The organism is Citrobacter sp. RHBSTW-00017 (assembly GCF_013797615.1).
Lineage (GTDB): Bacteria > Pseudomonadota > Gammaproteobacteria > Enterobacterales > Enterobacteriaceae > Citrobacter > Citrobacter braakii.
This window is the reverse complement of the sequence record NZ_CP056899.1, coordinates 1,751,581-1,770,996: the sequence shown is the minus strand read 5'-3', so window position 1 is coordinate 1,770,996 and position 19,416 is coordinate 1,751,581. Positions and strand designations below refer to the sequence as shown.

The following is a 19,416-nucleotide window of genomic DNA, read 5'->3' as shown; positions in this document are numbered from 1 at the left end:
TTGTACATAACTGAATACGTTGCAACCGGACGTATTTATCTCTGACTCCTCCACGCAAAAAATCAATTCCTCAAATGCAGCCCGCGTCATCCGTAGGTACCGTCACGCCATCTTCTTCCTCTGGTGACGGACTACCATGGCTAAATCAGCAACATCAACACCGTACGATGTGGTTTTTAAAAGATGGTTTCTTATCCTGAGAATAATTATGTGAAGCACACAAAACCAATACTGACAGGCTGTAACCAGATTGCTGCGGCAATCGTCAAATAAATTAGCCTTCAGGTTAATTTTGAATGGTTATGAATTAGCCTATGAGCTAACATTTATTTGGAGTGGGCAGCCATATGTTTAGCGTTGTTTATCACCCTGAGGCCAGGGCAGAAGCAACTGCATTACCCGTAAAAATTCGGGTTAAGTTTGACCGGCTCATTGGTAAGCTGGAACATAACGCCCAGTTGTTGCGGGAGCCGGATACGAAACCCCTTGGCGATGGACTTTTTGAGATCCGCACGATGGGTACTGATATAGCCAGAGGTATCTGGCTATACCATAAAGGCAACACTATCATCATGCTCCGCGTTTTCATCAAGAAATCACAGAAAACGTCAGCAAAAGAAATCGAACTCGCCAAAAATCGGTTAGCGGAGGTGCTTAATGAAACTGGTAAGCCATAAAGAACTGCATAACGAATGGATGCAGAATGATGAGTTTCGTGCTGCATGGCGGGAAGAAGAACGTAAAGAGATGCTTAGAGAACTGCTTGCAGAATGGCGGAGGCATAACAACCTGACAAAAGCTCAGGTTGCCGAACGTATGGGGGTGACGCCTCCGGTTATTTCCCGCCTTGAAAATAACATTACCAAAGCCAGTATTGAGACATTGACTCGCTACGCCTACGCCTGCGGCATCAAAAAACCAGTCATCGCCCTGTATTGATTAACCCGTTACTCCGGAGCCGGTCTGTTGGAGAAAATCATCTCCGTGCATATTTCGTGGTAAGAATATTATGTGAGTTAATCAAAATCAGACGGCGCACGGGAACTCAAGCTTCATCTGTCAACTTCATATCAGTTTCCGCTGGTGGATATCACGATGGTATCTGACGACGTGACAGAGCATCACCATTAGGAGCTATTTCAGGCCCGATGGAGCTACACCATCGGGCCCGATATTAATAACTGCTTTTCAACTTTTGCGTACTCTGGTCTGGCTTAAACATTGCCAGCCTGCGATCCAACGCTTCGGTATAAAGCATGGTATCCACGCCTACCGCGACAAAATTTGCTCCCCATTGCAGACATTTCTGCGCCATTGCTGGGTCAACAGCGAGGAAGCCGGCTGCTTTTCCGGCTGTGCGAATACGGCGAATGCTTTGCTCAATGATCCGCTGCACCTCCGGGTGTCCGGCATTATCCGGGTAGCCTAACGACGCAGAAAGATCCGCCGGGCCAATAAAGACACCGTCAATACCGTCAACGTCCAGAATGGCATCCAGATTATCCAGTGCCGCTTTGCTTTCGACCTGTACCAGCAGGCAGAGTGATTCATTAGCCTGGGCCATATAATTGTCGATACGCCCCCAGCGCGCCGCCCGTGCCACGCTGGCGCCGACACCACGCTCGCCGAGCGGTGGATAACGAGTCGCGGAAACCACCTGAAGCGCCTGCTCTGCGCTGTCTACCATCGGGACAAGCAGCGTCTGCGCGCCAATATCCAGCACCTGCTTGATCAACGCTTTACTGCCTTCCACCGGGCGAACCACAGGCTGGCTGGCATAAGGCGCAATCGCCTGCAACTGATGGTAAAGATCCTGCACCGTGTTCGGCGCGTGTTCTCCATCAATCAGCAGCCAGTCATAGCCCGACGTCGCGGCAATCTCCGCCATGTAGGAGGTGGTCGAACTGAGCCACAGGCCGACCTGGACTTCCCCTTTGCGTAATCCTTCTTTGAAGGGATTTGATAACAATGCGTTCATAACGATCCTTACAACGTAGATAAGATTAATGATGCGCAGCGCCTGCTTGTGAAACTGAACGGTTCACACTCAGCGTAAAGATGATTAGCGAGCCAATAATCGCGACGCCCGCGAGGACCAGCAGGCCCGCCGCATCGCTGGCAAACACCGTTTCGGCTTTGACGCGCAGAATGGGAGCAATAAAGCCGCCAACGGCACCAAACAGGTTGACGAAGCCGATCCCCGCCGCCAGAGCAGTCCCGGAAAGAAGTTGCGTTGGCATCGTCCAGAACACTGGCTGTACCGCAATGAAACCGACCGCCGCGACGCAGAGCGCCACAATCGCCAGTACCGGTGAAACCAGCCCGGAAAGGCCAATGCCGATTCCTGCCGCCAGCAGCGTCAGCGCGGCAACATTACGCCGGTCGCCGGTGCGATCGGAGTAGCGGGGAATAAGCCAGGTACCAAACAGCGCCGCCACCCACGGTATTGCCGCCACGACCGAAGCCGTAAAGCCCACTTTTGTCCCTAACAACGCAGCAACCTGAGTTGGCAGGAAGAAGATCAGGCCATACACCGCCACCTGGATCGTCAGATAGATAATCGCCAGTTGCCAGACACGGCCATTACGCAGCGCATCCGACAGGCGTGAAGTGACCTTTTTCTCTTCTTCACTCGCCAGTTGGCTAATAAGTAACGCCTTTTCCTCCGCGCTCAGGAAACGCGCCTGCTGCGGGGTATCATCCAGCCAGAAGAAGGTGAAAATGCCCGCGCCTACCGCCAGTAAACCTTCGATAACGAACATCCAGAACCACCCTGGATGCCCCATAAAGCCGTGCATCTCCAACAGCGCACCGGAAAGCGGCGATCCCAGGGTTAACGCCAGCGGCGCCCCCATGTAGAACAGCCCCATGATGCTGGCGCGGTTACGCTGGGGGAACCACTGGGACGTCAGGTAGATCATACCGGGGAAGAAGCCCGCCTCTGCCGCCCCCAGCAGAGTACGGATAATCAGGAATTTCGATTCAGTATCCGCCCATGCCATCGCCGCAGAGAGGAATCCCCACAGCAACGTGGTGGTACCAATCCAGGTTCTGGCACCAAATTTACGCATCAACAGGTTGGCAGGAACCCCCAGAAAGGCGTAAACCACAAAGAAAATCCCCGCGCCCAACGCATAAGCTTCGTTGCTCAGACCGGTATCAATCTGATAGGTCTCTTTGGCAAAACCGATGTTCGAGCGGTCAAGAAACGCCAGCACATACAGCGCCAGCATAAAGGGAATCAAACGGGCGCGGTTTTTCTTCACCACACCATCAAGTAACGTGGTACTCATAGCAAGATCCTCAAAGAAATGAGGGCGTTGCCGTGGTATTGGCAACGCACTGGTCATTAGTGGCTATAAGGGCGCTTCAGATTGCAGTCGCGGTTAAGCTCGACGCCAAATCCTGGTTTGTCGAGCACCGACTTATGAATGCGGCCATTGACGGGTACCGGCTCGTCCAGAAGGATCGGATCAAACTGAGGACGCATCGTTGAACAATCCGGGCTGGTCATCAAAAACTCGCTGAACGGGGTATTGGTGAACGTGATCACCGCATGGTGCGAGTAAACCGAGGAACCATGCGGCACCACCAGCTGTCCGCGCGATTTAGCAATAGCGGCAATTTCCACCAGCGTGGTTAACCCACCGCACCAACCCACATCCGGCTGCATGATATCGATGCCGGTTTCTGAGAGTGTGCGGAAGGACTGCAGCGTCCCGTGGTGTTCACCGCTGGTGACCATCATCCCCGCCGGGGCGTTACGTTTCAGCTCGCGATAGCCTTCATACTGCTGCGGCGGCAAGCACTCTTCGATCCACTTCAGATTGGACGGTGCGCAGGCATGGGCCAGTTTGGTGGCATAGTTCACGTCCTGACTCATCCAGCAATCGAGCATCAACCAGAAATCCGGACCGCATTTCTCACGCATGTCGGCTACCATTGCCGCATCTTTGCGGATCCCCGCATCCCCGTCATGCGGCCCCCAGTGGGTCGGCATTTTGCCGCCAATAAAGCCCATTTCTTTCGCCAGATCAGGGCGCGCACCGGTCGCGTAGAATTGAATTTCGTCGCGTACCGCGCCACCCAATAGTTTGTAAACCGGTAAACCCACCACCTTGCCAAACAGATCCCACAGCGCCAGATCCACGCACGAGATGGTGTTCATCACCAGGCCGCCGGAGCCGGAGTAGTACATCGTTGCGCCCAGCATCTGGTCGTGAATGAGTTTGATATCACTGACGCATTTCCCTTCAATAAAACGATTGAGATGCTTTTCCACAATAAAGCACCCCATCTCCCCTGCTGTGGAAACAGCAAAACCGGTCTGTCCGTTTTCAGCTTCCACTTCAACAATCAGTGTTCCTAATACGTTGATGCCAAAGGACTGGCGCGATTGCTCATATTCACGATATTTGCTCATTGGCGTGGCGATATGATCGTCAATCCAGTGGTTAGCCCCCTGATCGTGATAGTCGCCGCCGCCAGCGCCTTTATCCGCCGTAGCACCACCGGTAAACCAGGCACGAACGTGTTTAATTTTAGGTAGGGTCATGGTGTTCTCCTTTTTATGAAGCGAGTGAGTCGAAGGGACTTTTCCATCCCAACAGGCGTGAAATATCCCTGGCGCAGGCAATCGCTTTACCGGCCAGATAATCACGGTTCTCTTCGTTAATTTGCAGACGAGTGCCGACCACTGAAATCGCGGCGGTCAGTTCATTGTTAGCGTTAAAAACAGGCGCTGCGACGCAACGAACATCGGGATAATCTTCGCCATTATCAAAGCTCCATCCACGCTGTCGAATACGCTCCAGCTCGTCATTCAACTGCTGTGGCCTGGTGATAGTGGTCGGCGTTGCCTGTTCCCATATCAGCTGTTCAATAATGGCTTTTCGTGCGGCTGCCGGTTGCCAGGCCAGCAGGCATTTGCCAATACCCGAGCGATAGAGCGAAAGACTTTTCCCTTCGTGGGAGCGCACGCTGATAGTGGATGACGATTCCACTTTCAGAATGTAATACGCGCTTTCGTGGTCGATGATCCCGAGATGGCAAAGTAACCCTGTCTCATCCATCAGCTGTGTCAGCCGGGGACGCGCCAGTTCACGTAAATCCATCTTGCTCAGCGCATGCCCGGACAACTCAACCAGCTTGGTCCACAGGCAGTAATTTTCCTGATGATCAATGCTAATAAAGCGCTGACGCTTCAGTTCATTAAGTAACAGGTACGCGGTGCTTTTTGGAATACCCAGCGCCTCTATGATGGTGGCGGCGCTACATGGGCCGATACGCGCAATGAGATTGAGTATTTCGATCGCCCTGGTGAGCGCGGGAACTTTGCTTGATTCCAACATACTGGACTCCAGTCTGAGATACTGGAATCAGTGTGGTAGGTTAAGGGGGTTAAAATTGTGAAGCGCATCAAATCCTCTCGCTCTTCCAGCTGGCTGGAGAAAAAACGAGCATAATTGTGAACTAACGCACGGATTTTTTTACAGAGAGTACAACAGGTTGGACTGATAACGGGAAGGCCAGAATGCCTTCCCATAACAAGCGCGTGAGAGAGTGCAAGTCAGGAAGGCAGCGTCAGGGATTCAACCACTTCTATCCAACCGTGTTCGGTGGCAATATCCTGCCCGTTGAGCCAACGGCGCAGCATATTGAGCGCCATCATTGCGCACACTTCCTGACGCACCGACAAACTATAACGATTAGCGTTCAGCCGTACGCGTAAGGCATGCGTTCCATCAGGCGTTGCCAGCGCAAAGTTAATATGTTCGTTTTCGAAAGCCGATACCGCCAGCGCCAGCCCGGCATAATGGTTGCCGCGTCGTTCGGTTATCCAGTGTGCCGTTTGCGCCAGCGTTTCTTCCTGGGGCGGAACCACTTCGCTCGCCAACAGCGGAGCATTCGCGCGCGAAAGCTGCAGCGCCACCAGACCACCGGTGAATTGTTCGCTTAGCGTCAGGCTGTATTGCCGTTCCTGCAACGTACGGGCGATTTGCGCGGGTAAACCTTCCGTACCTTCGAAAATCATATTCTGCCCAGCAACCCGCTTAACTTCTGGCCACAGCGCCAGCATCGCTTCCCGTTGGGAATCCGGCCCGGTCAGCTTCAGTTCGATAATCGGCATTGACGAGCGGTAGCCCATTGTCACTCCCGGAGGCAATTGCAGCGGATCCAGGCTCTGCGCCAGCTCGCTTTCAGAACGACCAAAGGTGGTTAATCGCAGGCATAGCGGGGGTTGAGACAGCGAAAAACGCTCACGTAAACGCGGCAGGATCTCATGCTCAACCATAACTTTAAATTCTGATGGCACTCCTGGGGTAAAGAACATCAGGCAGCGGTTAAGCTTCAGGGCAAACCCACACGCGGTTCCTACCGGATTATTGATGAATTCCGCGCTGGCAGGTAGCTCAGCCTGTTTGCGGTTACTCGGTGCCATCACGCGTCCACGATCGCGGAAATAACGCGTCATCTCGTCGAGCCATGCTTCATGCAGCACCAGCCCTTCACCTTTTGCCGTGGCCGCCGCCAGCGCGCTCAAGTCATCGCTGGTTGGTCCCAGACCGCCGTTAACGATCAGTACATCGGCATGTTCGCTACGCTCACGCAAAACGGCGACCAAATCGTCAAGATTGTCACCTACCGTGTTGCGACGGGTTAGCGGTAACCCCTGATTAAAGAAAAAATCGGCCAGCCAGGCGGCATTCGTGTCGACGATTTGTCCGTGCAACACTTCATCCCCGGTGGATAGCATCTCCACGTTTAACATCGTGTTCTCCTGCTTTTATGATGAAAACACTATAACGCATGGAGGGGGGAAGGCGCGACTGAACGCCGCGCCGGAAAAATCAGAAACTCGCGTTAACCCCAACGTACGGGCCGTCAGCAATCGCGTTATCGCGGTTACCGTCTTTGCCTGCCAGGTTCAGGTAGCGATAACCGGCTTCAATGCTCAGCGGACGCATAATGGTCAGACGCGCACCTGCATTCGCTTCTTCATAGCTGTCGATACCGCTGGAAAGAGAATCGGGAGAGTAATAATACTCACCAAACAGGCGGAGGCTGTCGCCAATCGGCCACTGCAAACCGCCACCGACCGCCGCCGCGTAACCCTCGTCACCATCATTCGGGTTAGTATAAATGCCTTTCCCACCGACCGTTGCCAGCAGCGGACCGAGAGGAATATTCAGACCCAGTCCCAGACCAGCCGCATCGCCGTCGTCATCGTTATGCATCCAGTTACCGCTGACGGCCAGACCGGTGGTCTCAGTACCCATACCGAACCCCAGGTTGGTGTAGTCTTCGCCAGCCTGGCCGCTGATGCTAATCGCGCTCGCCGACGCGGAAACAAACAGCATTCCGGCAAAACCCAACATTAAACTTTTTTTCATTTTCTATCCTTTCCAGCAAGAATCAAAACATAGCCCCAAAACCGGTGAATTGTACTGTCAGATCACGAGGAATCAATGCACTAAAAAAGCGATGCAATAACATATTGTAAGCAAATACTACTCACAAGATTTAGATAAGGTTAAATTCTTGTAGCAATTACGCCACTGATGGCAGCAGAACGCCATTTTCAACACACATCCTGTTTTCCCTGCCAAAGCAACGTTATTCGTCGATGAAGCGTTTTTTCTACCGCCAGCAAAAGGTAAGATGCGTGCACGATGGAATTTTCTATACCTCCCCCTACAAGGATTCGACTTATGCGCCAAAGAACAATTGTTTGCCCATTAATTCAAAACGATGGCTGTTATTTACTGTGCAAAATGGCAGACGACCGCGGTGTGTTCCCCGGTCAGTGGGCGCTTTCTGGCGGCGGCGTTGAACCGGGTGAACGTATTGAAGAAGCTTTGCGCCGTGAAGTAAGAGAAGAGCTGGGCGAACAACTGGTGTTATCAGATATTACGCCATGGACCTTCAGTGACGATGTTCGCACCAAAACGTACGCCGATGGCAGTCAGGAAGAGATTTATATGATTTATCTCATCTTCGATTGTGTGGCGGCTAATCGTGAAGTGAAGATTAACGAAGAATTCCAGGCATTCGCCTGGGTTAAAGCGGAAGATCTCGGCTCCTACGATTTAAATATCGCCACGCGTAAAACGTTAACCTTGAAAGGGTTACTGTAAATCATCATTTTAATAACGGCATATAATTAGCATTCTTAATAGCGGCATTGCGCTCATCAGTCTGCAGATAACAGCAATGTCGCCCAAACTACTCAAGAACCTACATGATCTTTTTTTCATTAAGATAAATAAAAAACACGCTATTCCTCTCTCTTTCCCAAACCTTAAACTCTTAAGGATAAATTAACCTTCCGTCATTACTCTTTGAAGCCTGATGAAATAATTAACGACGCCCCTGTTTATCACTAAAAATAAAACGTCGGTGGCGTTAAATGGCTTGAAGGAATAATGATGTCTGACTTTTTGCCTTTCTCTCGCCCGGCAATGGGGGCTGAAGAACTTGCTGCTGTGAAGACGGTTCTGGACTCTGGATGGATAACCACCGGCCCGAAAAATCAACAGCTGGAAGAAGCCTTCTGCCAGCTCACGGGAAATCAACACGCCGTCGCCGTCTGCTCCGCTACGGCAGGAATGCACATCACGCTGATGGCGCTGGACATCGGTGCAGGCGATGAGATTATTACACCGTCAATGACGTGGGTTTCTACCCTCAACATGATTGTCCTGCTGGGTGCGACGCCAGTCATGATCGACGTCGACCGCGATACGCTCATGGTCACACCGGAGCAAATTGAGGCCGCCATCACCCCGCGAACCAAAGCCATTATTCCAGTACATTACGCAGGCGCCCCCGCCGACCTGGACGCGATTTATGCCATTGGCGAACGCTATGGCATTCCGATTATAGAAGATGCGGCCCACGCCGTAGGGACGTTGTATAAAGGTCGTCATGTCGGCGCGCGCGGCACGGCAATATTCTCGTTTCACGCCATCAAAAATATTACCTGCGCCGAAGGCGGGTTGATCGTTACCGACGACAGCCAGCTTGCCCAACGGCTTCGCAGCCTGAAGTTTCACGGTCTGGGCGTTGATGCCTTTGATCGACAAACCTATGGCCGGGCGCCGCAGGCCGAAGTGCTTGCGCCAGGGTACAAGTACAACCTCACGGATATCAATGCCGCCATTGCGTTGGTACAGCTAAATAAACTGGAACACCTGAACTCACACCGGGCGCAAATTGCCCGCGAGTATCAACAGGCGCTGGCCGATACGCCATTTCAACCACTGAGTCTGCCCCAGTGGGCGCACGTTCACGCCTGGCACCTGTTCATCATTCGCGTTGACGAAGCCCGCTGCGGTCTGAGCAGAGATGCCTTAATGGAAGCGTTAAAGGCCAAAAATATCGGCACCGGTCTGCATTTTCGTGCGGCCCATACGCAAAAATATTACCGCGAACGCTTCACTACCCTTTCGCTCCCCAATACAGAATGGAATAGCGCGCGCATTTGCTCACTGCCGTTATTCCCCGACATGACCGCCGATGACACCCAGCGGGTAATTACGGCACTTCGCGAGATTGCAGGACAATAACCATGTTTGAAGCAGCACCGATCAAAAAAGTCTCTGTGGTCATTCCCGTTTTTAATGAACAGGAAAGCTTGCCAGAGTTAATCAGACGTACCAGCGCTGCCTGCGAAAAATTGGGCAAAGACTATGAAATTCTGCTAATTGATGACGGCAGCAGCGACCATTCCGCACAGCTGATGATGGACGCTTCCCTGGCACCGAACAGCCATATTGTTTCTATTTTATTGAATCGCAATTACGGGCAACACTCGGCGATTATGGCCGGTTTCAGTCATGTCACCGGCGACGTGATCATCACACTGGATGCCGATTTGCAAAACCCGCCGGAGGAGATCCCACGGCTGGTCGCCACCGCAGATGAAGGCTTCGATGTGGTCGGCACGGTACGTCAGAACCGTCAGGACAGCGTATTTCGTAAGACCGCATCGCGAATGATTAACCATCTGATTCAGCGCACCACCGGTAAAGCGATGGGCGACTACGGTTGCATGTTACGCGCTTATCGCCGCCACATCGTCGATGCCATGCTGCATTGCCAGGAGCGCAGTACCTTTATCCCGATTCTGGCCAACATTTTTGCCCGGCGCGCTACGGAAATCCCGGTACACCATGCAGAGCGAGAATTTGGTGACTCCAAATACAGCTTTATGCGTCTGATCAACCTGATGTATGACCTGGTGACCTGTCTGACCACAACGCCACTTCGTATGTTGAGCCTGTTGGGCAGCGTAATCGCCGCCACTGGCTTTACCTTGTCTATCCTGCTTGTGGTTCTGCGTCTGACGCTCGGTCCACAGTGGGCCGCGGAAGGTGTATTCATGCTGTTTGCCGTCCTGTTTACCTTTATCGGCGCACAGTTTATTGGCATGGGTTTACTCGGCGAATATATCGGTCGCATCTATAACGATGTCCGCGCCCGCCCCCGCTATTTTGTTCAACACGTTATCCGCCCACAAACCACGCAGCCAACCGAGGAAAACCGCGCATGAAAGCCATCGTATTTGCCTATCACGATATGGGATGTCAGGGTGTCCAGGCTTTGTTGGATGCCGGTTATGAAATCGCTGCCATTTTTACGCACACCGATAATCCGGGCGAAAAAGCATTTTTTGGTTCGGTTTCCCGCCTTGCCGCCAGCGCCGGAATTCCGGTTTACGCCCCGGACGAGGTCAATCATCCCTTGTGGATTGAACGCATTAGCCAACTGGCGCCGGATGTTATCTTCTCGTTCTACTATCGTCATTTACTGAGTGATGAGATCCTCAGTCTTGCACCTGCGGGAGCTTTTAATCTGCACGGTTCGTTGCTGCCGAAATACCGTGGTCGCGCGCCGCTGAACTGGGTATTGGTCAATGGCGAAACCGAAACCGGCGTCACGCTTCACCGCATGGTCAAAAGCGCGGATGCTGGCGCCATTATTGCCCAGCAGCGCGTCGCTATTTCGCCGGATGACGTGGCGTTAACGCTGCACCATAAATTGTGCCAGGCTGCGCGTCACCTGCTGGAACAAGCACTGCCCGCGATTAAAACCGGGGATTATGCAGAACGCCCCCAACAGGAAGCAGATGCGACCTGTTTTGGTCGCCGTACACCGGAAGATAGCTTCCTCGACTGGAACACATCTGCCGCGGAGTTGCATAACCAGGTCCGCGCCGTCAGCGATCCGTGGCCGGGCGCATATAGCTATGTCGGCACACAAAAGTTCACCGTCTGGTCATCGCGCGTTTGCGTAAATAACTCAGCGGCCCAACCGGGTACCGTCATCTCCGTTTCTCCTTTGCTGATCGCCTGTGGCGATGGCGCCCTGGAAATTATTACCGGACAAGCTGGCGATGGTATTGCAATGCAAGGCTCGCAACTGGCTCAGGTTTTGGGCCTGGTACCAGGTTCTCGCCTGAACAGCCAGTCGGTTGCCACCAGCAAATGCCGCACCCGTGTGCTGATCCTCGGCGTTAATGGCTTCATTGGTAACCATCTGACCGAACGCCTGCTGCAAGAAGATCATTACGAAGTGTATGGGCTCGATATTGGCAGTGACGCCATTGGACGTTTTCTGCAGCATCCGCGATTCCACTTCGTCGAAGGCGACATCAGCATTCACTCCGAATGGATTGAATACCATGTTAAAAAATGCGACGTCGTGCTGCCGCTGGTGGCGATCGCAACGCCAATCGAATATACCCGCAACCCGTTGCGCGTATTTGAGCTCGATTTTGAAGAGAACCTGAAAATCATTCGCTACTGCGTGAAATACCGTAAGCGCATCATTTTCCCGTCAACGTCTGAAGTCTACGGCATGTGTACCGACAAAGTCTTCGATGAGGACAGCTCGAATCTGATCGTCGGTCCGGTGAATAAACCACGCTGGATCTACTCCGTTTCCAAGCAGTTGTTGGACCGCGTAATCTGGGCGTACGGCGAAAAAGAGGGATTGCGCTTCACCCTGTTCCGCCCGTTTAACTGGATGGGGCCGCGTCTGGACAGCCTTAACGCCGCGCGTATCGGCAGCTCACGCGCCATTACCCAACTGATCCTCAATCTGGTGGAAGGTTCACCGATTAAGCTGATTGAAGGCGGCAAGCAAAAACGCTGCTTTACCGACATTCGGGATGGTATCGAAGCCCTGTACCGCATCATTGAAAACGAAGGCGGACGCTGCGACGGTGAGATTATCAACATCGGTAATCCGCAGAACGAAGCGAGTATTCAGGAACTGGCAGAAATGCTGCTTACCTGCTTTGAAAAACATCCATTGCGTAACCACTTCCCGCCGTTTGCCGGTTTCCGTGACGTCGAAAGCAGCAGCTACTATGGTAAAGGTTATCAAGACGTTGAACATCGTAAGCCCAACATCCGCAATGCGAAACGCTGCCTGAACTGGGAGCCCACCATTGAGATGCAGGAAACGGTAGAAGAGACGCTGGACTTCTTCTTACGCAGTGTGAATATCACGGAACACACATCATGACCCAAGTCGGCTTGCGCATAGATGTCGATACTTTCAGGGGGACGCGCGAAGGCGTACCCCGCCTGCTGGAGACATTGAACCGACATAACGTGCGTGCAAGTTTTTTCTTTAGCGTTGGGCCGGACAACATGGGACGCCACCTCTGGCGTCTTGTGAAACCACAATTTCTGTGGAAGATGCTGCGCTCAAACGCCGCATCACTTTACGGATGGGATATATTGCTGGCGGGAACCGCCTGGCCGGGAAAAGAGATCGGCCAGGCCAACGCGGCGATCATTGCGCAAACCGCCCTGATTCATGAAACCGGTTTGCATGCCTGGGATCACCATGCCTGGCAGGCGCGAAGCGGAAACTGGAATGATAAACAGCTGATTGATGATATTTCACGAGGCATCACGGCCCTTGAAACTCTTATCGGACAACCTGTCACCTGTTCAGCCGTTGCCGGATGGCGTGCCGACGATCGAGTCGTCCACGCCAAAGAAACGTTCCATCTGCGTTATAACAGCGACTGTCGGGGAACGTCGTTATTCCGTCCGGTGCTGACGTCCGGGAAAACAGGTACGCCGCAAATTCCCGTCACGCTACCCACCTGGGATGAAGTGGTTGGTCAGGAAGTCCAGGCGGTGGACTTCAACGCTTACATTCTTTCCCACATCCAGATGAGCAGAGGAACACCGGTGTATACCATTCATGCGGAAGTTGAAGGCATCGCCTTTCAGCAGAATTTTGACGAGCTGCTTACTCGCGCCGCAGACATGGGGATAACATTTTGCCCGCTCGGTGACCTGTTACCGGACGATGTCAGTTCGCTGCCAACAGGGCAGATCGTGCGTGGCAAAATACCCGGCAGAGAGGGATGGATCGGCCGCCAACAACCAGTGAGTGTGACAAGATGAAACATACTGTCCGCTACACCCTGGCATTTATCGCTTTTATTGCGCTGTATTTTATTCTCCCCATCAACAGTCGCCTGCTGTGGCAGCCTGATGAAACGCGCTATGCCGAAATCAGTCGGGAAATGCTGACCTCTGGCGACGGGATCGTTCCGCACTTTTTAGGGCTGCGGTATTTTGAAAAACCGATTGCCGGATACTGGTTAAACAGCATCGGGCAATGGCTGTTTGGCGCCAATAATTTCGGCGTCAGAGCAGGAGCCATCTTTGCCACTTTGCTGACGGCGCTAATGGTAGCCTGGCTTGCCATGCGGTTGTGGCGGGATAAGCGCACCGCTGTACTCTCTTCGGTTATCTTTTTAACGTTTTTTTCGGTTTACAGCATCGGCACCTACGCGGTACTTGATCCCATTATTGCGCTCTGGCTAATGGCGGGCATGTGCTGCTTTTGGGAGGGGATGCAAGCCACCAGCAGAACGCGCAAAATTACCGCCTTTCTGCTGTTAGGGTTAACCTGCGGCATGGGCGTGATGACCAAGGGTTTCCTGGCACTCGCCATTCCTGTGCTCAGCGTACTGCCGTGGGTTTTCGTACAAAAGCGCTGGAAAGATCTCATTATCTACGGTCTGCTGGCAGTAGTCGGTTGCATCGTGACTGTACTGCCTTGGGGAATAGCGATTGCCCGGCGTGAGCCGGATTTCTGGCATTACTTCTTCTGGGTCGAACATATTCAACGCTTCGCGCAGGAGGATGCCCAACATAAGGCCCCCGTCTGGTACTACATTCCGGTATTGGTGGCTGGCGCATTACCGTGGCTCGGGCTGCTCCCCGGCGCGCTGCGTACGGGCTGGCGTGAACGGGATGTTCCGCGCAGCGCACTGTACCTGTTAAGCTGGATTATCATGCCAATCCTGTTTTTCAGCATCGCGAAAGGAAAACTGCCGACCTATATTCTTTCCTGCTTCGCGCCGCTGGCAATATTGACGGCGCGTTTCGGCCTGCAGGCCGCGGAAAAAGGCGCAACTGCGCTGCGCGTGAATGGCTGGATCAACGTTCTGTTCGGTGTAACCGGCATTGTCGCCACGTTTATTGTTTCTACACTGGGTCCATTAAAGACGCCGGTCTGGTCGCATATCGAAACCTATAAGGTGTTTTGTGCGTGGGGCATTTTTATCATCTGGACGCTCTTTGGCTGGTATACGCTAAATAATCGCGAGAAGAACTGGACGTTCGCAGCGCTGTGTCCATTAGGCCTGGCACTGTTGTTTGGCTTCTCCATTCCTGACCGGGTGATGGAATCTAAACAGCCACAGTTTTTTGTCGAGATGACCAAAGAGTCGCTGGAGTCGAGCCGTTATATTCTCACCGACAGCGTTGGCGTCGCCGCGGGGCTGGCCTGGAGCCTGAAGCGTGACGACATCATAATGTACGGACAAACGGGCGAGTTAAAATATGGCCTTAACTACCCGGATGCCCAGGGGCGTTTTGTCGGTCGGGGGAACTTTGCCGAGTGGTTAGCGCAACATCGTCAGCAAGGAAACATTACGCTCGTGCTTTCAGTCGATAAGGATGAAGATATTAATCGACTTGCTATCCCTCCCGCTGACTATATCGATAATCAGGGGCGTCTGGTCCTGATTCAGTATCGGCCGAAATGATCTGGATAGCCTTAGTTCTCGCCAGCCTGCTCAGCGTCTGCGGTCAGTTATGCCAGAAGCAGGCGTCGCGACCCGTTCCCGTTCGAGCGCGAAAACGCCACATTACGCTATGGATTGGGCTTGCTCTGGCAAGTCTCGGTCTGGCCATGCTGCTATGGCTGGCGGTGCTGCAGAACATTCCGGTCGGCATCGCCTACCCCATGCTGAGTCTTAATTTTGTATGGGTGACTCTGGCTGCCTGGAAAATCTGGCGCGAACCCGTCACCCCGCGCCACTGGCTGGGAGTGGGGTTAATCATCACCGGCATCTTTATTCTTGGGAGTGCGGTGTAATGGGCATCTTTTGGGGATTATGCAGCGTTATTATCACTTCAGCCGCCCAGTTGAGTCTCGGCTTTGCGATGGATAATCTGCCGCCAATGCTGCAGCCGCAGCAATTCATTTCTGCCGTATTCTCTCTTAGCGTTGGCGCGTTTGCTCTGTATGCCGGACTGGCAGGGTATTTACTGTCGGTGATTTGCTGGCATAAAGCGCTGCACCAGCTCGCACTGAGCAAAGCGTATGCCCTGCTCAGCCTGAGCTATGTACTGGTGTGGGTTGCATCAATGATCCTGCCCGGCTGGCAGGGAATATTTTCAGCGAAAGCGCTCGCCGGTGTGCTGTGCATCATGGCAGGGCTACTGACGATTTTTTTACCTTCACACCAGCGCCAACCCTGAGAATATTTATCTTCAGACAGTCGTAACAGGCGTTCCCATTCGTCGCACATGTACTGTCTGGCATCAACTATTTTGATTAACCGTGAGGTATCGCGATTAATGCAATACAGTGCATCTTTCAGCGGTGAAAGGAGGTCTCCGGGCTTAACCCACTCGGAAGATTGCGCCTCAGCCAGCATCTTTAGCGAACCGCCGCTATCACAAAGTACGATATAGAGCCTGCCTGCTTTTTTGTGACAGCAAGACTTCTTCACATGCCATTCCATAGCGCACCTTTTGTTAAAAGATTTCACAACAGGTTACACTTTAGCAGATAAACAAAATGACAATAGCGACTTAATGGTGAAAGTGAGAAATGTAATTACTGTTTGCTTAATTTTAACAATGAAGCACTTACCCAATCTGACAGCGCACGACGAGAGATTTTAATCCCTCCGGATTTTAGTTCGGGTGGCAATGTCAGCCAGCATACCGGTTGCTGAAAGCGGGCCAGCTTATCTTTCACCCACTCAGCCAGATTGGTGTCACCCGCATTGGTGTCATACTCAACGACCGCCACCGGGCGATGACCAAACTCTTTGTCTTCTATCGGCACAATGAAGGCTTGCAGAACATGCGGATGCGCAGCAATCACGCGTTCCACCTCTTCCGGCTGTATGCCTTCCCCGCCGCTAAAGAACAGATTGTCCATCCGACCGACAAGGGTTAACTTGCCGTCCTCCAACACCCCACGATCGCGGGTGGCAAACCAGCCTTCCGCGTTTACTAAAGGAATCAACTGCCCGTTACGCCAGTAACCTTGCGCCATGCTGGCGGCACGCAGCCAGACTTCACCATCAACGATTCTGACTTCTCTGCCTGCCAGGGGCGACCCCACATCCGCCAGGCCATCTGCTTCTTTCGCACAGACCGTAGAAGCAAACTCCGTTAAACCGTAACCGCACCAGCAGCGAATCCTTTGCTCGCGCGCCTGTTCCGTCAATTCAACAGGAATTGCCGCGCCACCCAGGAGCACTGCTTTGAGCGTTACCGCCGTTTTGTTGACCAGCAGGCGCCACAGCTGCGTGGGCACCAACGAAGCATGGGTGCATCCAGCCAGCATTTGCTCCAATGGTTGCTTGTCGCGCACGGTCATTCGTGCCCCGGCAAACAACCAACGCCACAAAATACCCTGGCCGGAAACATGAAACAGCGGCAGCGAGAGCAGCCAGTCATCTTCAGCGTCAAACGGCATTAATGACAGCACGCCCTGCGCGCTTGCCAGATGAGCCTGACAGGTATGCACCGCTGCCTTTGGCAATCCGGTAGAACCTGAGGTTAACGTCATCGTGCTCAAACGCTGGGGTAACCACGCGGCGGCATGCTTGCCTGGCACTGCCTGCATCTGCAAAGGATGGAGTCCCGCGAGAACATTAGCTGCCTCAAGATCCAGCGCAAAACGCAGCGTTAAGCCCGGGACCAGCGCGTCAAGCAGCGATTGAGGCAGCTGTGGGTTCACAGGTAAAACCCGCGCCCCACATTGCAGCAATGCCAGCCAGGCCAGCAAAGCACGTGGATGATTCCAGGCGCGAAGCAGGACGCCATCGCCCTCTTCCACGCCCTGAGCGGCAAAACCGCTGGCCAGATGGTCAACGCGCGTGCAGAGCTCGCTCCAGCTTAATACTTCATCGTTGAGGCGTAGAGCAGGCACCTCTGCACGAACCTGTCGCCAGTGACGCCACGGCCAGTCATCGGGTTGTACCAGGCCCGATATGCTTACGCTATCGGGCATTTCCCGCTGGGTCATAGCAGGCGTTCCAGCGCATCAACATCGATACACGGCAATGCGCTACCCGGCCAGGTGCGTACCTGCTGGCACTGCATCAGGCTCAGGGTATCCAGCCCCGGAATGGTCTGCGGCGTCAGCCAGGCGGCAATTCGCGCCAGTTGGGTTAAGCCCAGGCTCGACTCGATCGACGAACTAATAACAGCGGTGAGACCAAGTGCATGCGCCGCCTCCACCTGTTCTCGCACTTTATCGAGACTGCCCGTCAGCGTAGGTTTGATAACCACTGCCTTGACGCCCTCTTCGGCTTCGAAGATGAAATCCGCTTCACGCAAGCTTTCATCCCAGGCAATGGCAATGCCGGTTTCACGCGCAAAAGCACGAGAGTCATCGCGGGTTTTGCATGGCTCTTCGAGAAAAGCGATGCGCCCGCGGTACTCTGGATTAACGTACTTCGCGAACTGCTGGGCTTTCAACGGCGTCCAGGCTCGGTTGGCGTCAAGTCGCAAATGCAGCTCCGGGATAGCCTCAAGCAGCAGGTTGGCGACCATACCGTCGCGAACCGCTTCATACAGTCCGACCTTAATCTTCGCTACTTTTTCACCCGGCATGTCCGCCAGTTGCAGTACCAGATCATCAGGATCGCCCGTACACAGCGGTGCCGCACGGTAGTCTGCGTCTTCTGGCAATACGCCAGCCAGTTCGGCCAGCGCACAGCTTGCGCCAAAGGCGACCGAAGGCTGCTGCGGTAAGGAAGAATCCCCCTGTAGCCAGCCGTTGACCCAGGCCAGCAGCTCGGTTTGCGCCTCTTCCCAGCTCTCCTGACTGAAGCCCGGCAGCGGGGAGATCTCTCCCCACCCTTCGCGCTCGCCGTCACAAAGGCGAACGTACAGCCCGTCACGCGTTTTTAACCGCCTGTCGCGCAGAATCACCCCCGCGTCCATGGGGATCTGCCAGCGGTATACCTGCGCGCTACGCATTACGGATTCCGTTTAAATTTGCTGAAATCCGGCTGACGTTTCTGGTTAAAGGCGTTACGGCCTTCCTGACCTTCTTCCGTCATGTAGAACAGCATGGTGGCGTTACCCGCCAGCTCTTGCAGACCAGCCTGACCATCGCAGTCGGCGTTCAGTGCAGCTTTCAGGCAGCGCAACGCCATCGGGCTGTTTTGCAGCATTTCACGACACCAGCGTACGGTCTCTTTTTCCAGATCGGCCAGCGGAACCACGGTGTTTACCAGGCCCATATCCAGCGCTTGCTTCGCATCGTACTGACGGCACAGGAACCAGATTTCACGCGCTTTTTTCTGACCGACAATACGCGCCATGTAAGAGGCACCCCAACCGCCATCGAAGGAACCGACTTTCGGACCGGTCTGGCCGAAGATGGCGTTTTCAGCCGCAATGGTCAGGTCACACATCATGTGCAGCACATGGCCGCCGCCGATGGAAAAGCCTGCAACCATCGCCACTACCGGCTTCGGACAGGTACGAATCTGGCGCTGGAAGTCCAGTACGTTCAGGTGATGCACACCGGAATCATCCTGGTATCCGCCGTAGTCACCGCGCACTTTCTGATCGCCACCTGCGCAGAACGCTTTGTCGCCAGCACCGGTCAGAATAATCACGCCAATGTTGTCATCGTAGCGAGCATCCGCCAGCGCCTGGATCATCTCTTTCACGGTGACCGGACGGAAGGCATTGCGTACATGCGGACGATTAATGGTGATTTTTGCGATACCGTCGGTGGATTTCTCGTAGAGAATGTCGGTGTAGCCTTCAGAGCAATCGTGCCATTCTACCGGTGCGTAAAGCATTGTTTCATCAGGATAGATCATAAAATGTC

The 19,416-nt window shown here is 53.6% G+C and carries 19 protein-coding genes and 1 pseudogene; 10 read left to right on the top strand and 10 right to left on the bottom strand.

Translation table 11 applies throughout. The annotated features are described in order from the left end of the window. The first annotated feature begins 347 nt into the window (after positions 1 to 347). Both HV037_RS08630 and HV037_RS08625 read left to right on the top strand, forming a co-directional pair. Positions 348 to 677, top strand: coding sequence for a type II toxin-antitoxin system RelE/ParE family toxin (locus HV037_RS08630; RefSeq protein ID WP_019077271.1), 330 nt, complete (start codon positions 348 to 350; stop codon positions 675 to 677). Further along, the gene (locus HV037_RS08625; RefSeq protein ID WP_019077272.1) at positions 658 to 939 is read left to right on the top strand and encodes a helix-turn-helix transcriptional regulator; all 282 of its coding nucleotides are present in this window, start codon (positions 658 to 660) and stop codon (positions 937 to 939) included. Before HV037_RS08630 ends, HV037_RS08625 begins: the two co-directional genes overlap by 20 nt. 235 nt (positions 940 to 1,174) lie before the next feature. On the opposite strand, the gene yfaU is transcribed toward HV037_RS08625, so the two are convergent. From yfaU to HV037_RS08595, 6 genes are all read right to left on the bottom strand, one after another. Then, positions 1,175 to 1,978, bottom strand: a complete 804-nt coding sequence (yfaU, locus tag HV037_RS08620; protein ID WP_075847742.1) for a 2-keto-3-deoxy-L-rhamnonate aldolase — start codon at positions 1,976 to 1,978, stop codon at positions 1,175 to 1,177. A gap of 25 nt (positions 1,979 to 2,003) precedes the next feature. Next, on the bottom strand, positions 2,004 to 3,293 hold the full coding sequence (locus tag HV037_RS08615; protein WP_047359210.1) for an MFS transporter: 1,290 nt from the start codon (positions 3,291 to 3,293) through the stop codon (positions 2,004 to 2,006). A 56-nt stretch (positions 3,294 to 3,349) separates the two neighbouring features. After that, positions 3,350 to 4,555, bottom strand: a complete 1,206-nt coding sequence (rhmD, locus tag HV037_RS08610; RefSeq protein WP_016153809.1) for an L-rhamnonate dehydratase — start codon at positions 4,553 to 4,555, stop codon at positions 3,350 to 3,352. Positions 4,556 to 4,568: 13 nt separating this feature from the next. Next, positions 4,569 to 5,351, bottom strand: a complete 783-nt coding sequence (locus tag HV037_RS08605; protein ID WP_016153810.1) for an IclR family transcriptional regulator — start codon at positions 5,349 to 5,351, stop codon at positions 4,569 to 4,571. 218 nt (positions 5,352 to 5,569) lie between these two features. Continuing rightward, positions 5,570 to 6,772 carry a nicotinamide mononucleotide deamidase-related protein YfaY gene (locus tag HV037_RS08600; protein ID WP_019077276.1) on the bottom strand — a complete coding sequence of 401 codons (1,203 nt, stop codon included), beginning with the start codon at positions 6,770 to 6,772 and terminating at the stop codon, positions 5,570 to 5,572. Between the two features lie 79 nt (positions 6,773 to 6,851). After that, on the bottom strand, positions 6,852 to 7,394 hold the full coding sequence (locus HV037_RS08595; RefSeq protein WP_016153812.1) for a YfaZ family outer membrane protein: 543 nt from the start codon (positions 7,392 to 7,394) through the stop codon (positions 6,852 to 6,854). 318 nt (positions 7,395 to 7,712) lie between these two features. Here HV037_RS08595 and nudI point away from each other — a divergent pair, with 318 nt between their 5' ends. From nudI to arnF, 8 genes are all read left to right on the top strand, one after another. Then, entirely contained in the window at positions 7,713 to 8,138 is a 426-nt protein-coding gene (gene nudI / locus HV037_RS08590) for a nucleoside triphosphatase NudI (RefSeq protein WP_016153813.1), read from the top strand. 291 nt (positions 8,139 to 8,429) lie between these two features. Then, on the top strand, positions 8,430 to 9,569 hold the full coding sequence (gene arnB / locus HV037_RS08585) for a UDP-4-amino-4-deoxy-L-arabinose aminotransferase (RefSeq protein ID WP_103284036.1): 1,140 nt from the start codon (positions 8,430 to 8,432) through the stop codon (positions 9,567 to 9,569). 2 nt (positions 9,570 to 9,571) lie between these two features. After that, complete coding sequence (arnC, locus tag HV037_RS08580; RefSeq protein ID WP_016157031.1) at positions 9,572 to 10,555, top strand: undecaprenyl-phosphate 4-deoxy-4-formamido-L-arabinose transferase; 984 nt, start codon at positions 9,572 to 9,574, stop codon at positions 10,553 to 10,555. After that, positions 10,552 to 12,534, top strand: coding sequence for a bifunctional UDP-4-amino-4-deoxy-L-arabinose formyltransferase/UDP-glucuronic acid oxidase ArnA (gene arnA / locus HV037_RS08575; RefSeq protein ID WP_103284037.1), 1,983 nt, complete (start codon positions 10,552 to 10,554; stop codon positions 12,532 to 12,534). The genes arnC and arnA overlap by 4 nt, the downstream gene beginning before the upstream one ends. After that, on the top strand, positions 12,531 to 13,433 hold the full coding sequence (arnD, locus tag HV037_RS08570) for a 4-deoxy-4-formamido-L-arabinose-phosphoundecaprenol deformylase (protein WP_103284038.1): 903 nt from the start codon (positions 12,531 to 12,533) through the stop codon (positions 13,431 to 13,433). The genes arnA and arnD overlap by 4 nt, the downstream gene beginning before the upstream one ends. After that, the gene (arnT, locus tag HV037_RS08565) at positions 13,430 to 15,088 is read left to right on the top strand and encodes a lipid IV(A) 4-amino-4-deoxy-L-arabinosyltransferase (RefSeq protein WP_103284039.1); all 1,659 of its coding nucleotides are present in this window, start codon (positions 13,430 to 13,432) and stop codon (positions 15,086 to 15,088) included. The genes arnD and arnT overlap by 4 nt, the downstream gene beginning before the upstream one ends. Further along, positions 15,085 to 15,420: a 4-amino-4-deoxy-L-arabinose-phosphoundecaprenol flippase subunit ArnE gene (gene arnE, locus HV037_RS08560; protein WP_016153819.1), complete on the top strand. Its 336-nt coding sequence runs from the start codon at positions 15,085 to 15,087 to the stop codon at positions 15,418 to 15,420. The genes arnT and arnE overlap by 4 nt, the downstream gene beginning before the upstream one ends. Further along, positions 15,420 to 15,806 (top strand): 4-amino-4-deoxy-L-arabinose-phosphoundecaprenol flippase subunit ArnF, encoded by a 387-nt coding sequence (arnF, locus tag HV037_RS08555; RefSeq protein ID WP_016153820.1) that lies wholly within the window; start codon positions 15,420 to 15,422, stop codon positions 15,804 to 15,806. The genes arnE and arnF overlap by 1 nt, the downstream gene beginning before the upstream one ends. A 20-nt stretch (positions 15,807 to 15,826) precedes the next feature. Here the strand turns inward: arnF and pmrD are convergent. The 4 genes and pseudogenes from pmrD to menB form a co-directional block, all read right to left on the bottom strand. Next, a pseudogene (gene pmrD, locus HV037_RS08550) lies at positions 15,827 to 16,072 on the bottom strand (signal transduction protein PmrD); the annotation flags it as partial. Positions 16,073 to 16,167: 95 nt separating this feature from the next. Beyond that, positions 16,168 to 17,592, bottom strand: coding sequence for an o-succinylbenzoate--CoA ligase (gene menE / locus HV037_RS08545; protein WP_103284040.1), 1,425 nt, complete (start codon positions 17,590 to 17,592; stop codon positions 16,168 to 16,170). Further along, positions 17,589 to 18,551 (bottom strand): o-succinylbenzoate synthase, encoded by a 963-nt coding sequence (menC, locus tag HV037_RS08540; RefSeq protein ID WP_016157036.1) that lies wholly within the window; start codon positions 18,549 to 18,551, stop codon positions 17,589 to 17,591. The genes menE and menC overlap by 4 nt, the downstream gene beginning before the upstream one ends. Next, a complete protein-coding gene (menB, locus tag HV037_RS08535) occupies positions 18,551 to 19,408 on the bottom strand; it encodes a 1,4-dihydroxy-2-naphthoyl-CoA synthase (RefSeq protein WP_103284041.1) in 858 nt (285 codons plus the stop codon). Before menB ends, menC begins: the two co-directional genes overlap by 1 nt. Between the last annotated feature and the right edge of the window lie 8 nt (positions 19,409 to 19,416).

What these genes read in the sequence shown, in the direction of transcription:
- arnD (WP_103284038.1), top strand. Translation starts at nt 12,531, where the DNA reads ATGACCCAAGTCGGCTTGCGCATAGATGTCGATACTTTCAGGGGGACG.
- arnB (WP_103284036.1), top strand. Translation starts at nt 8,430, where the DNA reads ATGTCTGACTTTTTGCCTTTCTCTCGCCCGGCAATGGGGGCTGAAGAA.
- rhmD (WP_016153809.1), bottom strand. Translation starts at nt 4,555, where the DNA reads ATGACCCTACCTAAAATTAAACACGTTCGTGCCTGGTTTACCGGTGGT.
- menB (WP_103284041.1), bottom strand. Translation starts at nt 19,408, where the DNA reads ATGATCTATCCTGATGAAACAATGCTTTACGCACCGGTAGAATGGCAC.
- arnF (WP_016153820.1), top strand. Translation starts at nt 15,420, where the DNA reads ATGGGCATCTTTTGGGGATTATGCAGCGTTATTATCACTTCAGCCGCC.
- HV037_RS08630 (WP_019077271.1), top strand. Translation starts at nt 348, where the DNA reads ATGTTTAGCGTTGTTTATCACCCTGAGGCCAGGGCAGAAGCAACTGCA.
- menC (WP_016157036.1), bottom strand. Translation starts at nt 18,551, where the DNA reads ATGCGTAGCGCGCAGGTATACCGCTGGCAGATCCCCATGGACGCGGGG.
- arnT (WP_103284039.1), top strand. Translation starts at nt 13,430, where the DNA reads ATGAAACATACTGTCCGCTACACCCTGGCATTTATCGCTTTTATTGCG.
- arnE (WP_016153819.1), top strand. Translation starts at nt 15,085, where the DNA reads ATGATCTGGATAGCCTTAGTTCTCGCCAGCCTGCTCAGCGTCTGCGGT.
- yfaU (WP_075847742.1), bottom strand. Translation starts at nt 1,978, where the DNA reads ATGAACGCATTGTTATCAAATCCCTTCAAAGAAGGATTACGCAAAGGG.
- HV037_RS08595 (WP_016153812.1), bottom strand. Translation starts at nt 7,394, where the DNA reads ATGAAAAAAAGTTTAATGTTGGGTTTTGCCGGAATGCTGTTTGTTTCC.
- HV037_RS08600 (WP_019077276.1), bottom strand. Translation starts at nt 6,772, where the DNA reads ATGTTAAACGTGGAGATGCTATCCACCGGGGATGAAGTGTTGCACGGA.
- nudI (WP_016153813.1), top strand. Translation starts at nt 7,713, where the DNA reads ATGCGCCAAAGAACAATTGTTTGCCCATTAATTCAAAACGATGGCTGT.
- arnA (WP_103284037.1), top strand. Translation starts at nt 10,552, where the DNA reads ATGAAAGCCATCGTATTTGCCTATCACGATATGGGATGTCAGGGTGTC.
- HV037_RS08605 (WP_016153810.1), bottom strand. Translation starts at nt 5,351, where the DNA reads ATGTTGGAATCAAGCAAAGTTCCCGCGCTCACCAGGGCGATCGAAATA.
- arnC (WP_016157031.1), top strand. Translation starts at nt 9,572, where the DNA reads ATGTTTGAAGCAGCACCGATCAAAAAAGTCTCTGTGGTCATTCCCGTT.
- HV037_RS08615 (WP_047359210.1), bottom strand. Translation starts at nt 3,293, where the DNA reads ATGAGTACCACGTTACTTGATGGTGTGGTGAAGAAAAACCGCGCCCGT.
- HV037_RS08625 (WP_019077272.1), top strand. Translation starts at nt 658, where the DNA reads ATGAAACTGGTAAGCCATAAAGAACTGCATAACGAATGGATGCAGAAT.
- menE (WP_103284040.1), bottom strand. Translation starts at nt 17,592, where the DNA reads ATGACCCAGCGGGAAATGCCCGATAGCGTAAGCATATCGGGCCTGGTA.